We start from the raw sequence: 18,380 nt of genomic DNA on the forward strand, positions 1-18,380 counted from the left end.
TGCTGGTGCGGATTACTCCGCAACCGTGGTGGGCGCAGCAGTCAGCTGCACCCCCCGCAAACTGCGGCTAAAAGAGGTGGCGCTGGGATTGTCCACAAACACGCATTGCTTGCCCATGCGTTTGCAAAAATCTTTCACCCGCCAATAGGCGTTGTGGCTGATGCAGCCGGTTTGGCAGATCACCAAATCGGCTGCTGCCAGCACGGCATCCAGGGCGCTGTGCTTATCGTCAATGCCGCCATCGTGGTGGGCAAACTGGCCACCGGCCTGCTCAATCACCGCGCGGTAGTTGGCCACATTGGTGTGGCGGCCCCCAACGCACACCACTTTTTTGGCGTGCAGCTGCAAGGCCGGCTCAGACACTGGCTCAGCCGCAACAGGGGCGGGTTGCAGGCTTTCGATGGCTTGCTGGCGCACCAAGCGCTCGGCCTGGGCCAGGGCGTGGCGCAGTTCGGCATTTTGGGTTTGCAACTGGTGTTGGTGCTCGGTCAGCAGGGCCAGTTTTTTCTGCAACTTGGCGACTTGGTCGTGCGCGGGCTGGGCATTTTTCAGCTGCTCAATGTCTTGCTGCAAAAACCGAATTTGCGTGGCCTGGCCAATATTGCTGGCGCGCACATGGACCAGCTCGGCGTGCAGTTGCTCGATTTCGGTGGATTTTTCGTTGATCACCCGCGTGCAACGCTCTTGCACCTTGCCCAGCTCCTGGGTCAGCACCGCGTTTTCTTTGCTCAAGGCCTGGAACTGGTGCAGATCCACCCGCACCGCCGCACCGGCCTGGTGCTGCAGCATGTGCATGTCGCGCAGCAGCACTTCTTGCAAGGCTTCGTCGCAGCGTGGATGGGTCAGCGCAGCCCAAAAAGCACCAGAAACATCACCCAAACGCACCGCCTGGGCCCACAGCTGGGCGACGGCTTTGGCCTCTTTGGCCTGCCGAAAAGCGCGAATATGTGGGGCAAACCGCGCTTCAACATCTTTGTGCAGCAGCTCGGTCAGCCGGCTGCGCTTTGCGCATTCGGCCACCGCCCCCAGGTGGATGTCGTAGTCATCGGCCACGGGCGGATTGCCCAAGGCTTTGTGTACCAACTGGCGCAGCCGTGCCAAAGGAAAGCACACGCCTATCACCGGGCAATGGCATTGCTGGGGCAAATCCCACAAACGACGGCGGCGTGAGCCAGTGGAAGCGGTGGGCGAAGGGCTGCAAGCGGCACACATAAACAAGCTCCAGAAAAGTTAAATAAGAACGATTCTTATTTTAAATAAGAATTACTCTCATTCAAGAAGTTTTTGCCTTGCGCCCTGCTCTGCGTGCAGCGCGGCTGTTAATCTTGCTGCTTTTTATGCAAAGGATGGCGCGGCGCAACCTTTGGCGCTAATCGGCGCGGTCTTTGGCGCTTTTTGGCATTCCCTTTGGCACTATCTTTTAATGAAACAGGCCGCCCAAGGACGGCTTGTTCGTTTCTGGCAAGTCAGCAGCGTCCCCGACTCGCCAATCCGCGCTGGCTGGTGCAGCTTCTATCTGGGCGAACAGGGTGTCGATGCTGGGGTCTAGCGAGATACTCTCAGTAAGTCGCACAAGATTGCCATCTCGTAATCTGACCCAAGTGCTAACGGCGTTAGGTACAGACTCCAACAGTCGCTGAATTTCCTGCGGATCACCTGCAAAGGCCAGAACACGATGTGATTGATTCCACTCAACGGCAAAAGACCAAACATTCGCTCCTGGACATTTCCGAATGTGGATCCGAAAGAACCCATCTGCACCATCTCCAGCACACCGATGCTCCCAGCTCTCCGTAAGTTGTAAGAACCATAAAGCATCCACAGCACCCCAGTTTTCTCTCCGAAAAAATCCGAAGTGCATGTAATCGCCCAACACGAAGCCACCTCGACGAGTGGATTCGTTGTAAGTGATCAAGAAAAAAAATGCCGTGAAATGGAACTGTGCCAATTTGTAGACACGGCTGTGATCTATTTGTGGGGGCGCAAAAAATTCTGTTGAGATCTTCGCCGCCCCTCGCTCAAATTCAAGTTGAATTGCTTCCTGACTTTTAGAAACGGGTTTTTTAGTTCGTTCGCTAATTGCTTTAGCCGCCTTACGCGCTATTTCTTTGGACAAGACTGTCTCAGTGGCTGCCTCGCGCTCTACATGCGTGGGTAGCATCGTGATGACAGATATGTCACCTTCTAAATGTGATTTCTTATTGTTGCAGTAACGACAGGCATTCAGAATCAGATTCCATTGCACCGCTAAAGAGCCTTTGGGAACAAACCGTCTTCCGATTACGTGCTCTCTAGTAGACGGCAGCTCATCGCTGAAGTCGCGTCCACAATATGCGCAATTCACATTTTTCAACGCAATCGGTCTCATCATCGGTTTACTGTCAAGCTCGCTCATCTTCAATCTCCTTTAGAAAAGTTCTTATGGCTCTGCCCCTCCGTGCCAACTATAAGTAAGCTGCTCCAGCGATGTAGCATCCCGCTTGAGCGCTTTTATTTCGTTTGCAGGCCTACCCTACAGGGTGGGGGACCAGGTGTCCAACACAGGTGTCGGACACCTTCAAACGCTTGACTTTGCGTGTCGATTTAGGTGCGTGCCGGGCTGATCCACAGCACTTCGGTGCGCGGCCGCTGACTACCGGCAGCGCGGTGCGGGCGCTCGATGCGCTGCCAGCCTTTGAGCATGTCGTCGTACAGCTCGCTGGGGTAGCCAGCCACCACCGCCCGGCCCTGGATACCCAGCAGCCGGGTGAGCAGCTCGATGTGCTGGGCCTCGGTCAGCTCGCAGCGGTAGCCGGTGTCCGAGCGTGTGCTGGGCAGGTACGGTGGATCGATAAAGAACAGCGTGTCGGGGCTGTCTTGTGCCCGAATGACCTCCAGCGCGTCGCGCCGCTCGATGATCACGCCTTGCAGGCGCTGGCAGATGCGCACCAGGTGCCGGGGGTAGCTGGCCCATTCATGGGCCTTGCAGTGGCTGCCGCTGCGGTGGCGGGCATCGGCAAAGGTGCGCTTTTTGGGGTCAAACAATGCGCCGTGGTGGAAAGACATATAGGCCCGCACGATGGCCCGTTGGGCGCGGGTGAGCGGGTCGCAGGTTGGCTCAAAGGCTTGCTCAAATGCGCCGCGTGCATAGGGTGTGCGGCGCAGCAGGCGGATGAGCTGGCTGCATTTTTCGGGGTCTTGCAACTGCTGAAAGATGCCGACGATTTCCGCGTCCAGATCGTTGTAAACCTCAATCGTGCTGCGCGGCTTGCGCATGAGAACGCTGGCCGCACCGCCGAAGGGTTCGACGTAGACACGGTGCGCGGGCAGGTGGCTGATGACCCAGGGGGCGATTTGCCACTTGCCGCCGAAGTAGCGCAGCACAGATCGGGTGATCTTGCTAGAGGGCGTTTGAGTTTTTAAAGAAGCCATGATTGTCCTTTTTCAGAGTGGGACGCTCATGGGCGTGCTGGGTTGGGGTCGATGCCCGAAAGTTGTTAAAGCCGCCACATCGGGGGCATTTGATGGCCAGGCGGATGTATTGGCCTTCGCCCAATTTGCGGTTGCATTTGCCGCAGCGGATATCGTGTGGTTTTTCAGTCATTGCAAGCCTTTTTCAATAGTGAAAAATTTGTTAGGCTGGCTGCGCTCTGTACAGGGTGGGCGGGCCTAGCCTGACTTGCAGGATTGCTCTGCGGTTGGGGGCTTGCCGTGGTGTTCGTAGCACCCCGGCAGGTCGCCCGTTCTTTTTGTGGGCGGTCAATCATCTACATCGCTACACCTCACCTTCAATCCATTCCAGCTCTGGCGCGGGCCCCTCAATCAGCCCATCGCGCACAAACACGCGCTGGCCCTGGGTGGCCTCGCCTCGCGCTTGCAGCACGCCGCCGCCAGGCAGCTCGATGGTGGCGATGCCGTTGTGGGTGCTCTGCACGGTGCCCACTTCCAGGGGGCGGGGTGGCAGCAGGTCAAGAAATTGTTTAAACAGGTTCATGGGCTTCAATCTCCAGGGTCTGGCGCAGGCGCGGGCGCTGCCAGTCGATGGCGGTGCCGCGCACGATGCCGGTTTGCGTGCTACTGGGGCTAGTGCGGTAGCGCACAAACTGGCCGGGGGTGATTACGCCGGTTTCGGCCAGTACGGGCAGGCTGATGCGGATGCGCTCTTGCTTGCCCACGTCCGATAGCTCGGCGCGGCCGCGCTGTCGCCAGGCTGCAGATGCGGTGATCAGCGGGTGGGTGGCCTGGGGGGCGATCTTGTCGCCGGGGGTAGCGGCGCGGGTCAGGGGGCCAAACACGCCCGCACCCTGGCCGCCGACATAGATGCGGTTGTAGAGGGGCTTGTCGATAAATTCGGTGCTTTCCACCTCGGCCAGGGCGCTGGGGATTTCAAAGTCGGGCGTGACCGCGCCCCACTCCCACGGGGCTGTTGGGTATTTGTGCAGGATGCGCAGCACGGGGTCGGTGTTGTGCGGCTGCACGTAGCCGCCGACGGCCTGGGCGATGTCGTTGATGGCGGCGATGTAGCTGCCCTGCAGCGCCCAAGCCCCGGCGGGCACCAGCCAATCATCAAGCTGCCACTCTACGCCCCAGCCAATACCAACGCCGTTGATGGTGAGCGTATTCACGGCCAATTGCTGTGCGGTGTATTCGGCCAGCGGGTTGCCAAACTGCATGACGGGTGCCCAGGGCGCATCCAAGATGGCCGCGCGGCCTTTGCCGCTGACGCTGTAGCGCTCTTGCGGCAGGTGGCGGCGGTCGCGGGCCACGCGCTCAAGGCGCAGTCTAAATTGCACGCCGTTGATGGTGGCCAGCAGGTCGGCGGGGTCGCCCTGGGTATCGCGGCCCAGGTGGGCGGCTGCGGTGTGGTGCAGGCTGGCTTGCCAGCTCCACGTCCACGACTGGTAATCCAGGCTCATGCCAAAGCTGTGCGCCTGCAGTTCTGCGCCCGTGTCCAGGCGGGTAAGGGTGATGCTGTTTTGCACGATGTAAGCCCTCCGGGCGGTGATGATGATGGTCTGGCCCGGCTCTTCGGGGTCGGTGCCGCCACCGCCGCCCTCGGGGGGCCAGGTCTCTTTCACCAGCGCCGGGCCGGGGCGCATGGTGTCGTGGTAGCGCACGCCCGTGGTGGGCTGGGCCAGGTGGTGGGCCAAGCCTGCGCCGGATAGCAGCGGGCCGGTCTGCAGCTCGCCCCAGGTGCGGGGCACGTCAAACTGCGGGGCAAATTCCAACGCGATGCGCCAGCCGGGGCCCAGCACATACACAGGCGGCACGCGCAGGCCCATGTGCCGCTGGATGCCGCCTTGCTCAAAGCGCTCAAGGTGCTGCGCACGGCGCGGGTCTGCGATTTGCCAGGTGTACACCAGGGCTGCAACGGGCAGGCGCTGGGCCTGCTGGGCCTGCGAGTGCAGGGCGTGGTGCAGGGCCTGGGCTACCTCAAACGCACTGGCACTGCGCTGGCGCAGGGGCTGGGCCTGCTGGGCCACATCGCGCACTTGGGCGGGCAGGCTGCGGACCTGTTGGGCGGTGCCCTGCACTTGGGCGGCCAGGGCCTGGGCCTGCTGCACCACGTCGCGCACCTGTGCGCTGGCGCGGGCGGCATCTTGCATAACGGCGGCTAGCGGGCCGCTGCCCAAGGCTTGGGCCTGCTGAAAAACCTCTGCGCGGGCAAAGCGGGCCAGGGGCCGTTGCACCCGGCTGTCGTACTCTGTGACGATGCCGCCAGAAAAACCCAGCGCCAAAGGCAGTGTGCCGCCGGGGGACAAAAAAGCGCGCTCGGCATACCGGCCTGACAAGGCCCCGGCAAAACCGGGCAGCCCCAGCGGTAGCGTGCCGCCGGGGTGCAGCGCAAAAGCGTGCCCAAAGGGTGACACCAGCGCCGTGGTGAGCAGGGTCTGCGCCTGCTGCCATGCCACCACACTCCCATGCACCAGCGGGCGGTGCACGCCGCTGCTATAGGGTGCAGCCAGCGTGCCCGCAAAGCCCAGCGCCGCAAGCGGCAGCGTGCCGCTGGGGGTCAAGTCAGTGCTGCTGCGCTCGGTAAAAGCAGCGGTCAGCGTGCCCGCAAAGCCCAGGGCGGCCAGCGGCAGCGTGCCGCCGGGCGTGAGCTGGTCAGCATCGGGGATGGACTGCTCGGCAAAGCGCAGGCCGACAGCCCAGCCGGGGGGCGTGGCTTGCGGTGTGAGGAGTAACCCAATGCGCCAGCCGCGCAGCTGGTGCATCACGGGGCGCTCTCTTTGTACGGGTGATCTGCAGGAAGTTTATCGACAAGCCCATATCTGTGTGCAGACCACCCCTCTAATCGCAACCTGTCTGCAGGATCAAGCACGCCATCACCAAAAAAAATGCATGCCATATCAACGTCTGCTGCAGTTACAGAGGCACCACTAAACGCGCCAATTGATGGCGGATAATACGATGGCGAGCTCGACGTAACCCCACCACCACTCCAAAGGTTTTGAGCGGTAGCGTGCTCAAAGTCCACCTCAATATCAGCCCTGCGCTGGGCATAATCAATTTGGCCGAAAAGCAGCTTCCAATCCGTTACGCTGTCAGGTGCAAGCGCGAGAGAAGCACTACCAAAGCCATCCGAATCAAGTCTGCGCCCTCCAATATACGGCCGATTCATCGTGGACCCACCCGAATATGCCAGCGCAAAGCGTGATGCCATAGACGATCCGCGCGGAATCCAGAAAACCGGCCGATCGCCCGCGACCGTATCTTTTGAGCGCTTTCGTACTACAGCAAAAACCCAGCCTGCTGCCGCACCACTCATGAGAAGCTTCGCTTTTTCGCTAGCAGCCTGCATAAAACTACGAGTACCATCAAACCGCACAACTCGACGACTATGCAACTCGCCACTGACAATTACAGGCCGATGACCAGCAGAGCTCTGTACAAAGTGATTATCTTGTCCACTTTTGTCGCCCCACTGCGAGCATCCATCTGTATCATCGACGGCGATGGGCGAGTCATCGTCAAGCCATATTTTTGCAGGCACAGCAAGCCTCGCAGGAGTCCATGGGACCTGCACCCGCACCTGCACCGGCACATCCACTAACGCCCCATTGCTGGCTGTGACGCGCACCACGCCCTCCCACAAACCGATGTCGCTTGAAACGCCTTCAATCAGCAACTTGCGCCCCTCCACACGCGCGCTCAAGCCGTATGGCAGCGGCTGAATCACTTCGCACGTAAACGGCCGCAGCCCCGAATCCAGCAGCACATAGCCAGCGAGTCCATCCACATTGCCAAATTCATCTTCATGCGGAACAAGCTGATCCACATACGCAATCACATCGCTGCGTGAGGGCATAGCCCCCACAACGGTCACGTCATCAAACTGGCTTTTTTGCGCCCGCACGACATAGCGCAGCGCAGGATTAAGTCCGGCAATTTGCCAAGTGCCATCGGCAGCGCTTTGGGTGCTGGCCACCAGCACATCGGGCGCTTGCGGGTCGGCAGGGTCGCGCCAGTAAACGCGCACCTGGGCGCTGGTGGGAGTGCCTGCAACGGTGGTCAGGCCGTCCGGAGCTTCTCCAGCGAAAAATCCGGGGCCGGTGAAGTCGGGCAATGTGCTCATCCGATCAGCCCCTCGGTCAGGGTGACAAAGCCACCTTCAAAAATCATGCCGTCCTGGCGCGTGGAGATTTTTAAATCGCCATCGCCCGCGTCGTTGGACACGGTGCAATCTGCAATCGCCATGCCGTCACCATCGCACCACTGGCCAAAAGTGGGCACGCCTGTGGCGGCCACCATGTCGCCCAATGGATCGACTTGGGTCAATTGAATCTGGCCGCCGACGATGGTGCCGCATGGTTTGGCCAGCACGATGGTGACCAAGTGGGTGCGCTCTTGCGTGACGGGATCGGCATCGGTGTACAGGCGCAGCGTGCTGGGGCCTGCGCCCGCGTCGGCCAGCTGCAGGGTTTTTGCATTGGCCGCCGCCTGGGCGGCAGTGGTGCGGGCGGTGTCGTGGGGGGTGGTTAGCGTCCAAGCCATGGCCTTGCTCCTTTAATCACCAATGCCAGGGCGGTCAATGTCCACGCGGGCCAGAATTGAAAAGCGGTGATCCAGCTCGGTGTAGTCGCCCGGCTGCACAGCACGCACCAGGCAAAAGCCTGCGCCTGCGCCCACGGTGTTCAGGCGCACCAGGTTGCCAGCGGCCCAGCCGCTGCCCCAGCCTTCTTTTTTCATGGTGAAGTAGGGCGTGCCAGTGTTGGGGTTGATGGGGGCCAGGTCGTTGGCAATGGGGTGGCTGGCCACCACCACGCCCACGCTTTCGCCCACCACGCGCACGTTGCCGGGGGTTAAAAATTGCAGTGCCCAGCGCTGGGTGATTGCGCCGGTGTTGTCCACCTCGACTGGGGCCACGGTGTCGTTGTACGTGGCGGTGGCCACTTTGCCGCTAACAAAATCCAGGTAGCTCACGCCGTCCCAGGCCTCTTGGTCAAAAAGGTGGCTGACGCGGGCGTAGCGGTCGCCCAGCATGAGGGCGCTGCTGATGTAGCTTTTGCCGCCTGCGGGGAAGTGGTGGGTAAGCGGGCGGTTGAGCGTGATTTGCCCACCGATTTGCGCCTCGCGAATCAGGGCCATGTGCTCGATGCTCCAAGCGATGCGCACGGGCTGCGCCCAGCCATCGCGGTTGAGGATTTGCACCGTGCCCGCGTCCAAGTCACGCGCCCAGCCGTGCAGGATTTCTTTGTCGTCCGCATCCCAGATGACGATGCGCGATAGGCGTTCTACGCCCAAATCAATCGCCTGGTTGTCGGTCACGGCCTGGGGTGGTAGTGCGTCGTGGGTATGCACCACGGCATAGTCGCCCACCTCAAAAATGGGCACGCGGCCATCGCTGGGCAGGCGCACCGGGTTCACGCCAATAATTTCAGAATCGACGGGGATGACTTCATAGGCCACAGCGGCGTAGCGCAGGCTGCCCATTACCTGGGGGTTGGGCCGCCAAGCGTTGCCCGCGCCATCTTCGGTGCTGGGGTTGTACCAGGGCTCGTTTTCAATTTCAGCTTTGGGCACCATATCGCCAAAGGCAATGCGCACCAGGCCAAATTCAAAATCCACCGTGCCCACCACGCCCTGGCCCACTAGCTGGCCCTGGGCGTTGCTGGTGACAATTTGCACGCCACCACCCGGGGCGGGCAGTTGCAAAGAGAGGCTGCTGGGGCGCAGCGGCGCGGCGGCGGTGCGGAACACAAACACGCTGCTCAAAGCCTCGCCCGCCGTGCTGGTGCAGGCCACGCGGGTAATGGTGGGGGCGGTGCGCTCCCAGTTGCTCCAAGCGATGCGGCCCGTCACCAAGTCAATGGTGCCCGCCGTGGCCCATGCGCCGTTGGTGTAGTACTGCACCAGGCCGCCCAGGCGGTCAGATGCCAGCGTGCCCGCCGGTGTGCGCAGCAGCACGCTACCGGCAATGATGGGGGTGACGATGCCTGGCAGCAAATCAGACACAGGGGCAAAGGGCACGGTCTGGGTGTGCTGGGTGGGGCTGGCGGCGGTGTAGTAGCTAATTTTTACCCAGCCGGTCTCGTCATTAGGGTAGGTGCTGGGGGCGGGCTTGTATTCCAGCCCGCTGTAATTCATGCGGCGAATTTGCATAAGCGGCACGCCGTTAAGGCCACCTGTTTCGCCGACGATTTCACCCGGCTCAAATTTAGGTTTGGGGATGAGTATGTGCGTATCGGGCATCCAGTGGACTTTGCCCAACGTGTAATCCACGGTGCCAATAATTTCGCCGTTTAGCAGCAGGTTGCCCGCGCCATCGTCCCGCGCATCTTGCGTTGGGTCTTTGAGTGATGCAACGTAATTTTCTTCAAGCACCCCCACATCGGTCAGCGTGTTCCACTGCACACGCACGCTGCCGGGCACCCAGCCGCCTTGCGTAGCCTGCACTTGCAGCTTGCCCTCGCCGTCGCGGCTGGGGTGCTCAAATGTCTCGGTCGTGGTCGGGGCGGTATCCACCTGCACATTGATTTGCGTGCCCACGGGCGGCAGCGCATTGGGCAAAAATCGGATGCGCTTGTCGCCCACGTACACGCGGCCGGAGGCATCGCCGGTCAGTGTCATGTCGGCAGCGGCCGTGGCGGTTTTGGTGGTCGCGCCGTCTGTCCAGGTGATCGACAGGCCGCCGGGGTAGATGCTAGCCCCCTCGGGCAGGGCCAGATCCAAATCTTGGTACAAGGGCACTTCGGCAGCGGGCCACACGGTTTCTTGCGTGGGCACGCCCCAGCTCAACACAATGCTGCTGCCCACGTCGGGCAGCGCGCCCAGCGTGACCAGGTAACCGCCGGTGTTGGGGTTGTAGGTGCCCGCGCCTTGGCCCGATTCGCTGCCGCGCAGTTGGCCGCTGCCATCATCTTGCAGCACGTACCAGCGGCCCTGCGCCCGGTAGCTGATAGCCAGGGTGCCCGGCTGCGCCAGCGGGAGGATAAAGCCGGTGTAGCTTTGGCTGCGCCCTTCGGCGCTGACCAAAATTTCGGATGTTTGCGGGATGCGCTGCAGATAGGCCGCCGGGCGGTAGGTGATGGCCTTGCTGCCGGTGTAGCTGCCAGTCAAAAGCAAGCAGATGCCGTTTTGATAATCCACCGTGCCCACTTGCGTGCCGCCCGCTAACAGCAGGCCGCCCTTGTCTGTGATGGTGGTGCCCCCCACCACCACCCGCAAACTGCCAGGCAGGCAGCCGCCTGGCAGCACCAGGTTAATGGTGGTGCTCCAGGTCTGCGTGGTGGTAAGCGTGACATCCTCTGCCGCACCAACAGGCAGCGCAGCACCGGCAACCGGCACGCCATCAACGATGGGGCTTTCAGCCTCGGCGCTGGGAACCACGCGCTCATAAATACTTGGCACGCGCACGCTATATTGGCCCAGCACACCCGCATTAAGCAGGGGCTGCACGCCGTAATACTTGGCGGCATTGCCCCAAACGGTGTTGCGGATTTTGGTGCGGGCTTTTAAATTTGCTTCGGTGATTGTGGTGCGCTGGACATCAAAGCCCAAATAGTCACGCTCCAAAGCCTGGCCCAGTTGCAGCGTGACAACGCGCCGCTCAAACGGGCCTTTATCATCCTCGAAAGTCTGCACGGTGTGATCGATCTTGCGCACGCTGATGTACTGGATCGACTCGTCGTTGAAACCTTCGCGGCGCACCAGGGCTAGGCGCTGGCCCACGTTGGGGATGCTGGCATCCACGCGCTGAATAATGTTGAGCGTGCGCATGCCTTGCAGGTGGTCGCCAAAGAGCTGCCCCGAATAAGCGGCCGCAGCGATAAAGCCCGCTTCCAGCCGCGCAATGTCTTGCTGGCGCGTGGCGAAATCGTCTTTGGTGGCCATCAATACGATGGACACATTGGGGTCGCTGGGCGGCTCGCTGACGATGATGTTGGAGCCCATGGCCACGTCGGTGTTGCCGCTGGTAATGCCCAGATGCACTTGACGCATGGACAGATTGCCGCCCGCGCGGTCTTGCTCGCGCACGTCGCGAAAAATGTTGTTGCTCTTGCCCGACTGCAGCACGACGGCGCTGGGGCCGCCGCCGCCCTCGGGCACGTCACTCATGACCTTGCTGGCAAAAAATTTAATGTCTTGGGTGGTGATGGTCATGACCGGTTTAAACCTCTAAAAATTTCAACGTTGGGCGGTACAGCAGCGTGGCATCCACCTCGCCATCCAGCAGCCGCCAAATCGGCTCGGCGGTAAAGCCGCCCTGGGCGTGGTCAAACACCACATCACGGGCCACGCCGCGCACGGTGAGCGTGAGCACTGCGCCCGGCAGGGCGGCCCAAGCGGCCAGCTGCAGCATGGTGGTGCGCGGCATCCAGGCTTGGGTGTCGGTGCCCTGCAGGGTGATGGGGCGGCCCGCCTGGCGCGTGGCCACGTCAATCAGCAGTGCGCCGGTGGTGCTGTAGCTGCTGGCCTGCTCTACGGGGTGCCAGTCAAATTCATCCGTCCAATGCAGGCGGTCAGACAGGGCCAGGTTGGTGCCCGCGCGGGCAAGGGTGATGGTGGTCAAGAGGCTGCTCCTTTGGCCTGGGCCAGATCGCGCAGCAGCTGCTCTGCGGCGCTTTGGCTGTTGGCATCGGCAAAGCGCAATTGGCGGGTGCCGCCGCCACCGGGCAAAGTGATGTTGCTGACGTAGGTGGCACCGCCGCCGCTACCGCCGGGTTGGCCCGCAGCCCCAGTGCCTGCATTGCCGCGCCGGACTGCGGCCGATTGCTGGATGCGCTCTTGCATCTGGATGTCGCGCCGGGCGTTTTCGTACTGGGCTTTTTGCACTTCAAACCAGTAGCGGCTCATGCTGATGCTGGTGCCGCCCAGCTTGGCGTTTTTGCGGGCATAGTCGGCGCTCCATTGCTCCCACCATGCATCCAGCTCTTGCACATCTTTGGCTTGCTGGGCGTAGGCTTGGGCCGAAAAGCTGCCGCCATTGGCCGCGCCAATTTGGTCTTTAATTTCTTCGCCGTCGGTGCCAAGCTGCTTTGCCTTTGCCGCCGCGCTATCAATGGCCGCGCCCACGCCTTGCCACGCGCCCTGCAAATTGCCCGTGGCGGCCGCAGCGTTATTGATTTCGCTGGCCAGCTTGATAACGCTTTTGCCCGATTCATCCACCTGCACCACGTAGCCGCGCTGGGCCGCCTCGGCCCGCACCCAGGCGGGGGCTATGCCATCGGCGGCATCAATGGCGGCCTGGGCCGCTTTTAAAAAAGCCTCGCGCACATCACGGGCGCTGGCGGTGCCGCTTTCGCGGATTACGTCGTACGCGGCGCGGCTTTGCTCGGCAGATTCTTTTAATGCTGCGCTGCTGGTAACACCCAGCTTGCGCATGGCCTCTTCCACGCTTTGGATGCCGGGGGTGGCATCGTCCATGGCTTTTTTAAGATCGCGGGCCTTTTGCTCTGCCTGTTGTAAAAGGCCATCGGTGATCTTGTCACCCAATTGGCTGCGCAGTTGCTCAATCTGGCCGCGCACGGCTTCAATGGCTTTTTGGCTGTCGGCGGTGTCAATGGCTTTGCCGATGGATGCTGTCAGCGCTGCGCCGGTATCTACGCCCTGCTGGGTCAGTAAATCCAAACTGCCTGCAATGGTTTGCACATCGTTGATGGCACTGCGGGCCGCTTCGCCCATGCCGCCAGTAATCGCCCCAAAAGATAAGCCCGTGCGCTGCAAAGCCTGGCTGACCGTGGCCTCGGTAATCTGGGCCATGATTTGTGCCCCTTGCGCCGTACCCGCAAACACTTGCTGCGCCTGTAGTTGGAACAGCTGCAAGTCTTCGGTCTTGAGGATTTGCCCCCAGGCGGCTTTGAGCTGATCGGCGCTCAACTTGCCATCGGCCGCCACTTTATTCAAGGTGGTGCCAAAGTCCCGCAGGCCCTGCTGGGTGGTGGTGTCAAAGCCCTTGGCAATGTCGGCCACGGCCTGGGCTGCGGTTTTACCCTCTTTGGTCAGCTTGGCAAACTCTGCCGTGGCTGCCTGGGCGGCCTTGCTTAAATCAAACTGCGCGGCAATGGCCTGCTGCGCTTTGGCGGCACGGGCAGCGTCTTCCTGAGCCTGCTGGCGGCGCAACTCGGCATTGATTTTTTCCTGGCGCTCCATTTCTGCCAGCGCGGCGGTGCTGGCCTTCATCTGCCGCCCTGCAGCGGTAAAGCCCGCACCCCATTCCACCACGGCGGTAATGCCTTTTTTAATTTCTCCGCTAAACATGGCCAGCGTGACGATGGCCCCCACTGGCCCGCCCAACAAACCCACCAGCCCCCGTACTGCACCGGCCGCCAAAGATACCCCCCGGCCAAACAGCCCGGAAACATTGGCGGCCTCACCTTTGGCGGCGGTGTTGGCGACTGTGGCTGCAGTTTCGACCGCAATGGCGGCTGCTTGGGCACCAGAGGCTGCAACTTGAGTTTTGGTTGCCGCAGCATTCGCCACTTTGGCCCCGGTATTTGCAGCAGTAGCAGCCGTGCTTGCCGTGGTGGCGGCCACCTCTTCTTGCACAGCCAGCTTGGCTGCTGCAATGGCCTTGGCTTTGTCCAGCCACGTTTGCGACATGTTGTAGGCCTTAAAGGCCAGCCAGCCCTTGCCAGCTATCGTCAGCGTGTCTGCCAAAGACTCAAGATTTTCACCAACAAAACTAATGGAGGCGGCTATTTTCTCGGTCACGCCATTGGCCGCGTCGGTGTCGGCCACGTACCGCATAAATGCCGTCTGCACATCAGTGATGGCGCGGCCCACCGTCAGCGGCAGCTTGCCAAATTCAGCCTCCAGCGCCTGCCCCTGGCTTTGCAGGCTTTGAATCACCACGTCGGTGGTCAATGCACCACTTTCGGCCATCTTGCGCAACTCGCCCGTGGTCACGCCCAAACCATCAGCCAGGGCACGGGCCAAGCGCGGGGCTTGCTCCATGACTGAGTTAAATTCTTCGCCCCGCAGAACGCCAGATTGCAAGCCTTGAATCAACTGGGTAATAGCCGCGTCCGATGCGGCTACACCAGCGCCTGAGATAGCTACGGCCTGGTTGATACTCTCGGTCAGCGCAAGGCTTTGCGCCGTGGCTTGCTCAAGGCCTAGCCCGGCATCTTTACCTGCCTGGGCAAGGCGCGTAAACAGTACGCCAGTGGACTCCAATGCAGAGTGTGTGCGCAGGGCCACGGCCTGCACATCATCCATAGTCTGGGCAAGGTGCTCACCTTCGCCGGTCACCAAGCCGATGCGCGACTGCAGGTTTTTATAAGCGTCGGCCAAGCCAATAACGTCTTTGACCGCACCTGCACCAAGCTGGATGCCCAAAAAACCAAGTAATTGCTGGCGGGCGGTGTCTAGCTGGGTGCTGATGGATTGCACGCCATCGCGCACCTTGTGTGTAGATTGCTGCACCAGGCCCGCGCCCTGGGCTGCCTGCTGCGCACCGGCCTGGGTTTTTTGACCCATTTCCTGGGCAGCGCTGCCCACGTTCTTTTGCGCTTCGCTTGCTTTTTTGGCGCTGCCCTGCACTTCATTCAGCGCCTGGGCGGCATCGTCCAGGCCTCGCGCTCCGACCCTGGCACTACCTCGCACTTCATCCAGCGCTTGTTTCAGATTTTTATTAGCCTGCGCAGCAGCATTTGCGGCGATAACTTTTGTCTTCATCGCACCGGCCAACGCTTCCTGCGCCTGGCGGTTTGCTTGCCCAGCTTTTTCCGCCTCGGCGCTAGTTGCACCATATTGAGAGACAGCAGCGGACAGCTCCAATGCTGCTGTTTTTGCAGCTCTATTGGCACTGGCCACCCCTTGAGTGGCCAGCGTCAAGGCTGTTGATGCCTGGGCAGCCGAAGCCGCAGCTTTTCCTGCTTCAGACGTGGCCACTGCCGCTTGCTGGACTCCAGCTTGGGTCTTTCGTCCCATTTCTTGGGCCGCGCTGCCTGCTTCTTTTTGTGCTGCACCTGCCTCTTGGGCGCTGTCCTGCACTTGCTCCAGTGTCTGGGCAACAGCGCCCACGCCCTGCGCCCCAGCCTGGGCCTTCTGCCCCATTTCCTGGGCAGCGCTGCCAGCTTCTTTTTGCGCTGCGCCTGCCCCTTGGCCGCTGTCCTGCACCTGCTCCAACGCTTGCGAGGTATCTTTTAAACCTTGCTGGGCCTGCCGTCCATCGGCGGTGATTTTGATTTCAATTGATTTATCCGACACAATGCGCCTGCCATGAAAGAGAAAAAACAACCCACCGTTTACGCAACGGTCATGACGCTTACAGCGTTTGTGACCTTGGCTGCGCCAGGCTGGGGGATGCCGGGGCTGGTCTTGCTCGGGGTTGCTGCCATGTTTGTAGTTACCGCCCTATGGCTTGTGTGGGATGTGCTTTTCTGACCACCCCATAGCCCGCACTTTCGCGCGTGCGCGACAAAAAAATAAGGCCGACAGATGTCGGCCTTTTGCTTTTGGGGATGGTCTGTTATGGGGCGGTCTTTACGCTTTGCGCACCCGGTAAAACCGGCTGATGCCCGCGCCCTGCTTGCTATCGTCACGCAGAATTGCGCCGCTTACCGGCAGGCTGGCAAAGCCCTTGTCGGCCATCAGCCCGATGCTGCTGGCCACGCCCTGGCTGGCCCGCCAGATTTCAACGATGCAGGGCTTTCCATCATCGGCCTCGTTCAAGCCTTCGAAGATCAGCTCCAGTTCCTTGGCCTTGGTAGTCAGCGCCTCGATCACGGCATAGCTGCCGTGCTTGTAGCTGATGACCACCTCCGCACCATCGGCCAGTTCGGTTGCATTGGCAAACACGACCACCCCGGCGGCGGTGGCTTCCCAATTGCCTGCGGCGGGCACGTCTGTGCCGCCTGCGCCTGCAATGCGTACCTCTACATCTTCGGGCGCAATGTGGGCGGTGCGCAGCAGACCGCCCAGGGTGACGGTATGGGCCTCGTCGGTCACGGTGCCCGCCTCCACCCCGGTGACGGTGCCCAGGCTGGCGCGGGCCAGGTTGACGGCATTCAGGTCGGCCAGTTTCATCTTGACCTCGACCTCGGTCACACGGCGGATTTCGGCATGCTGGCCGCCGCCCAGGCGTGTCATGTCCGGCTGGCTCTGCACATCCTCCTTGTGCGACAGTTCCAGCTCCAAAACGTTGCCAATGGACATGGGCGCGGCGCTGCTGCCGCGCTCGCGGGCGTAGACCTTGCCGACCAGGCCAGCCGGGGCAAAAGTGCGGGAGATAACTTGTTGTGCGGTACTCATGGGGCTTCGTCCTTATCGACTTCAGTGGTGGGGGTAGGTGCTTCGGTGGCGACCACGCCCGCGCTGCGCAGCCAGCGGGCGGCAGCAGGGGGCACGGCCAGCGTGTGGCCTGCCGGGTAGCTGCGGCCCTGGTGGGTATGGGGGCGCAGCAGACGCACCGGCTCCAGCCTTTCCTGGGGCTGTGGTGCCTGCGGCTGGGCCGCAGCGGCACGGCTGCGGGGCGGTTTGTTTTGGGATGCGGTCAAGGTTTCCTCCATTCGGCCCAGTTACGGGTGGTCAACTCCAATACGGCGCTATGACACAGCGCCCCGGCAAACAGCACCGGCCCGGCGCTGCTGACCTGCACGCCGCGTTCTTCGGCCACGCTGGCACCCAGCAGGCCGGGCAGGCCCAGGGCGGGGCTGGTGCGCACGGCATCGCGCATGCGCTCGATCAGGTCGTCAAAAATCAGTTCGCTGGCCAGGGCGTCTTTAAACGACAGGTAGCCGCGCACCGCCCAGGTGTGGGTGTTCAGGATGCGGCCATTGGCCGTCACCTCCCGCGTGCCCGTGCGGCGCAGATACCAGCCGCGCAGGTGGGGCGTGGCCCCGAAGGCATCGGCTGCCGGGTCGGCATGGGTGTACTGGTAGGCGGCTTTAAACCCGCTGTCGCTGTCGGCAAACCGCTCCTGCGCGTGGACGATGCCCACGGCGGGCACGCCGCGCAGCAGCGCCAGCAGGGCTTGGCGGGTGGCCGCCAGGGTGTTGGGGGTACTCATGCGCTGCCCTCGGCAATGTGTGCCGCTACCTGGGCAGCGGCACGCTCAAAAATGGCGATGATTTGCCCCTCGGTGGCCTCCACGGCCCGTGCCATCGGGCGCTGGGCCGGGGTGCCGTGGCGGGCAATCTTGCGGGCCACCAGGAACGCAACATTGCGCACTTCTTTCGGGTCGTGGATGCCCAGCACGGCCTTTACCCAGGGTTGCAGCGCCTCCGAAGGCGGCATGTGCGGCCTGGTGCCCAACTCCACCCAAACGGCGCTAGGCTGGCTGCTGCCCACCACGCCCAGCACCCCGGCGGGGGTGCTGGAAACGTCGCTGTGGATGCTCCCCGCCGTCAGGCCGGTGGCACCACGGGGCATGTTTTCCTGCCACTCGCGCTGGGCCAGCAACGTGGCTTCGAGCATGGCCGCTTGCAGCACCTGGTCGGTGTAGCCCGGTGCTTCACGCAGGCCGCGTGCCAGCCCATCCAGGCCCGCAATGCTGATGGATAGCCTCATAGTCCCGCTCCCCGTCGCACCAGGTTGTGACGCGGGTTGCGCCGGGGCCAGCTGGCCACTGCCGCTGCCGCGCCCTGGCTGGGGGCGGCGCTGGGATCAAGCGGGTCGGCCTGGCCGGTACCCGCGTAGTACGCCTGGCGGTATTCCTTGGCCCGCGCCGCATACGCCTGGGCACGGCTTTGCGTGCGGGCCATGTCCACCGCCAAGGTGGTCTCGCGCTCGCTGCTGTAGCGGGTGGCCAGCTGCTGGCACAGCAGGTAGGCAGCCCATTGGGCCACCGGCAGGCGATGCTCCAGCGACACCTCGGCCTGCGCGGGCAGCGACATATCGGTGTAGTAGCGCAGCAGCGCCTGCGCCGTGGCCCGCTCGCGGGCGTCCGGCGGCAGGGTGTCCTGCTGCTCAGGCACCAGATCGTCCAGCAACGCCTGTAATTCGGCCTGCAT

At 62.1% G+C, this 18,380-nt stretch carries 17 protein-coding genes; 1 reads left to right on the forward strand and 16 read right to left on the reverse strand.

From position 1 onward, the window contains the following. Positions 1-12: 12 nt before the first annotated feature. The 11 genes from J1777_RS05865 to J1777_RS05915 all read right to left on the reverse strand — a co-directional run bounded on the left by J1777_RS05865 (position 13) and on the right by J1777_RS05915 (position 15,636). Positions 13-1,212 carry a DUF2325 domain-containing protein gene (locus J1777_RS05865; RefSeq protein WP_207574884.1) on the reverse strand — a complete coding sequence of 400 codons (1,200 nt, stop codon included), beginning with the start codon at positions 1,210-1,212 and terminating at the stop codon, positions 13-15. 208 nt (positions 1,213-1,420) lie between these two features. After that, positions 1,421-2,395 carry an HNH endonuclease gene (locus J1777_RS05870; protein WP_207574885.1) on the reverse strand — a complete coding sequence of 325 codons (975 nt, stop codon included), beginning with the start codon at positions 2,393-2,395 and terminating at the stop codon, positions 1,421-1,423. Positions 2,396-2,583: 188 nt separating this feature from the next. Further along, positions 2,584-3,411: a DNA adenine methylase gene (locus J1777_RS05875; RefSeq protein ID WP_207574886.1), complete on the reverse strand. Its 828-nt coding sequence runs from the start codon at positions 3,409-3,411 to the stop codon at positions 2,584-2,586. After that, positions 3,380-3,583 carry a Com family DNA-binding transcriptional regulator gene (locus J1777_RS05880; protein WP_207574887.1) on the reverse strand — a complete coding sequence of 68 codons (204 nt, stop codon included), beginning with the start codon at positions 3,581-3,583 and terminating at the stop codon, positions 3,380-3,382. Before J1777_RS05880 ends, J1777_RS05875 begins: the two co-directional genes overlap by 32 nt. A 171-nt stretch (positions 3,584-3,754) precedes the next feature. Then, positions 3,755-3,973 carry a hypothetical protein gene (locus J1777_RS05885; protein ID WP_207574888.1) on the reverse strand — a complete coding sequence of 73 codons (219 nt, stop codon included), beginning with the start codon at positions 3,971-3,973 and terminating at the stop codon, positions 3,755-3,757. Next, positions 3,960-6,197 (reverse strand): hypothetical protein, encoded by a 2,238-nt coding sequence (locus J1777_RS05890; RefSeq protein ID WP_242700415.1) that lies wholly within the window; start codon positions 6,195-6,197, stop codon positions 3,960-3,962. Before J1777_RS05890 ends, J1777_RS05885 begins: the two co-directional genes overlap by 14 nt. Then, the gene (locus J1777_RS05895) at positions 6,197-7,558 is read right to left on the reverse strand and encodes a hypothetical protein (protein WP_207574890.1); all 1,362 of its coding nucleotides are present in this window, start codon (positions 7,556-7,558) and stop codon (positions 6,197-6,199) included. The genes J1777_RS05890 and J1777_RS05895 overlap by 1 nt, the downstream gene beginning before the upstream one ends. Further along, complete coding sequence (locus tag J1777_RS05900; protein ID WP_207574891.1) at positions 7,555-7,977, reverse strand: hypothetical protein; 423 nt, start codon at positions 7,975-7,977, stop codon at positions 7,555-7,557. The genes J1777_RS05895 and J1777_RS05900 overlap by 4 nt, the downstream gene beginning before the upstream one ends. 12 nt (positions 7,978-7,989) lie before the next feature. Next, entirely contained in the window at positions 7,990-11,586 is a 3,597-nt protein-coding gene (locus J1777_RS05905; RefSeq protein WP_207574892.1) for a hypothetical protein, read from the reverse strand. Between the two features lie 7 nt (positions 11,587-11,593). Further along, complete coding sequence (locus J1777_RS05910; RefSeq protein WP_242700410.1) at positions 11,594-11,995, reverse strand: hypothetical protein; 402 nt, start codon at positions 11,993-11,995, stop codon at positions 11,594-11,596. Beyond that, positions 11,992-15,636 carry a tape measure protein gene (locus J1777_RS05915; protein ID WP_207574893.1) on the reverse strand — a complete coding sequence of 1,215 codons (3,645 nt, stop codon included), beginning with the start codon at positions 15,634-15,636 and terminating at the stop codon, positions 11,992-11,994. The genes J1777_RS05910 and J1777_RS05915 overlap by 4 nt, the downstream gene beginning before the upstream one ends. A 12-nt stretch (positions 15,637-15,648) precedes the next feature. Between J1777_RS05915 and J1777_RS05920 the strand changes: the two genes are divergently transcribed. Beyond that, complete coding sequence (locus J1777_RS05920; RefSeq protein WP_207574894.1) at positions 15,649-15,813, forward strand: hypothetical protein; 165 nt, start codon at positions 15,649-15,651, stop codon at positions 15,811-15,813. 99 nt (positions 15,814-15,912) lie between these two features. Here J1777_RS05920 and J1777_RS05925 read toward each other — a convergent pair whose 3' ends face one another. The 5 genes from J1777_RS05925 to J1777_RS05945 are packed head-to-tail and all read right to left on the reverse strand — an operon-like array spanning position 15,913 to position 18,380. Next, positions 15,913-16,680 (reverse strand): phage tail tube protein, encoded by a 768-nt coding sequence (locus J1777_RS05925; protein ID WP_207574895.1) that lies wholly within the window; start codon positions 16,678-16,680, stop codon positions 15,913-15,915. After that, positions 16,677-16,925 carry a DUF7210 family protein gene (locus J1777_RS05930; protein WP_207574896.1) on the reverse strand — a complete coding sequence of 83 codons (249 nt, stop codon included), beginning with the start codon at positions 16,923-16,925 and terminating at the stop codon, positions 16,677-16,679. The genes J1777_RS05925 and J1777_RS05930 overlap by 4 nt, the downstream gene beginning before the upstream one ends. Next, positions 16,922-17,437 (reverse strand): hypothetical protein, encoded by a 516-nt coding sequence (locus tag J1777_RS05935; protein ID WP_207574897.1) that lies wholly within the window; start codon positions 17,435-17,437, stop codon positions 16,922-16,924. The genes J1777_RS05930 and J1777_RS05935 overlap by 4 nt, the downstream gene beginning before the upstream one ends. After that, entirely contained in the window at positions 17,434-17,937 is a 504-nt protein-coding gene (locus tag J1777_RS05940) for a hypothetical protein (protein WP_207574898.1), read from the reverse strand. Before J1777_RS05940 ends, J1777_RS05935 begins: the two co-directional genes overlap by 4 nt. Further along, positions 17,934-18,380, reverse strand: coding sequence for a hypothetical protein (locus J1777_RS05945; RefSeq protein ID WP_207574899.1), 447 nt, complete (start codon positions 18,378-18,380; stop codon positions 17,934-17,936). The genes J1777_RS05940 and J1777_RS05945 overlap by 4 nt, the downstream gene beginning before the upstream one ends.

Source organism: Comamonas denitrificans (genome assembly GCF_017368815.1).
GTDB lineage: Bacteria > Pseudomonadota > Gammaproteobacteria > Burkholderiales > Burkholderiaceae_C > Comamonas > Comamonas denitrificans.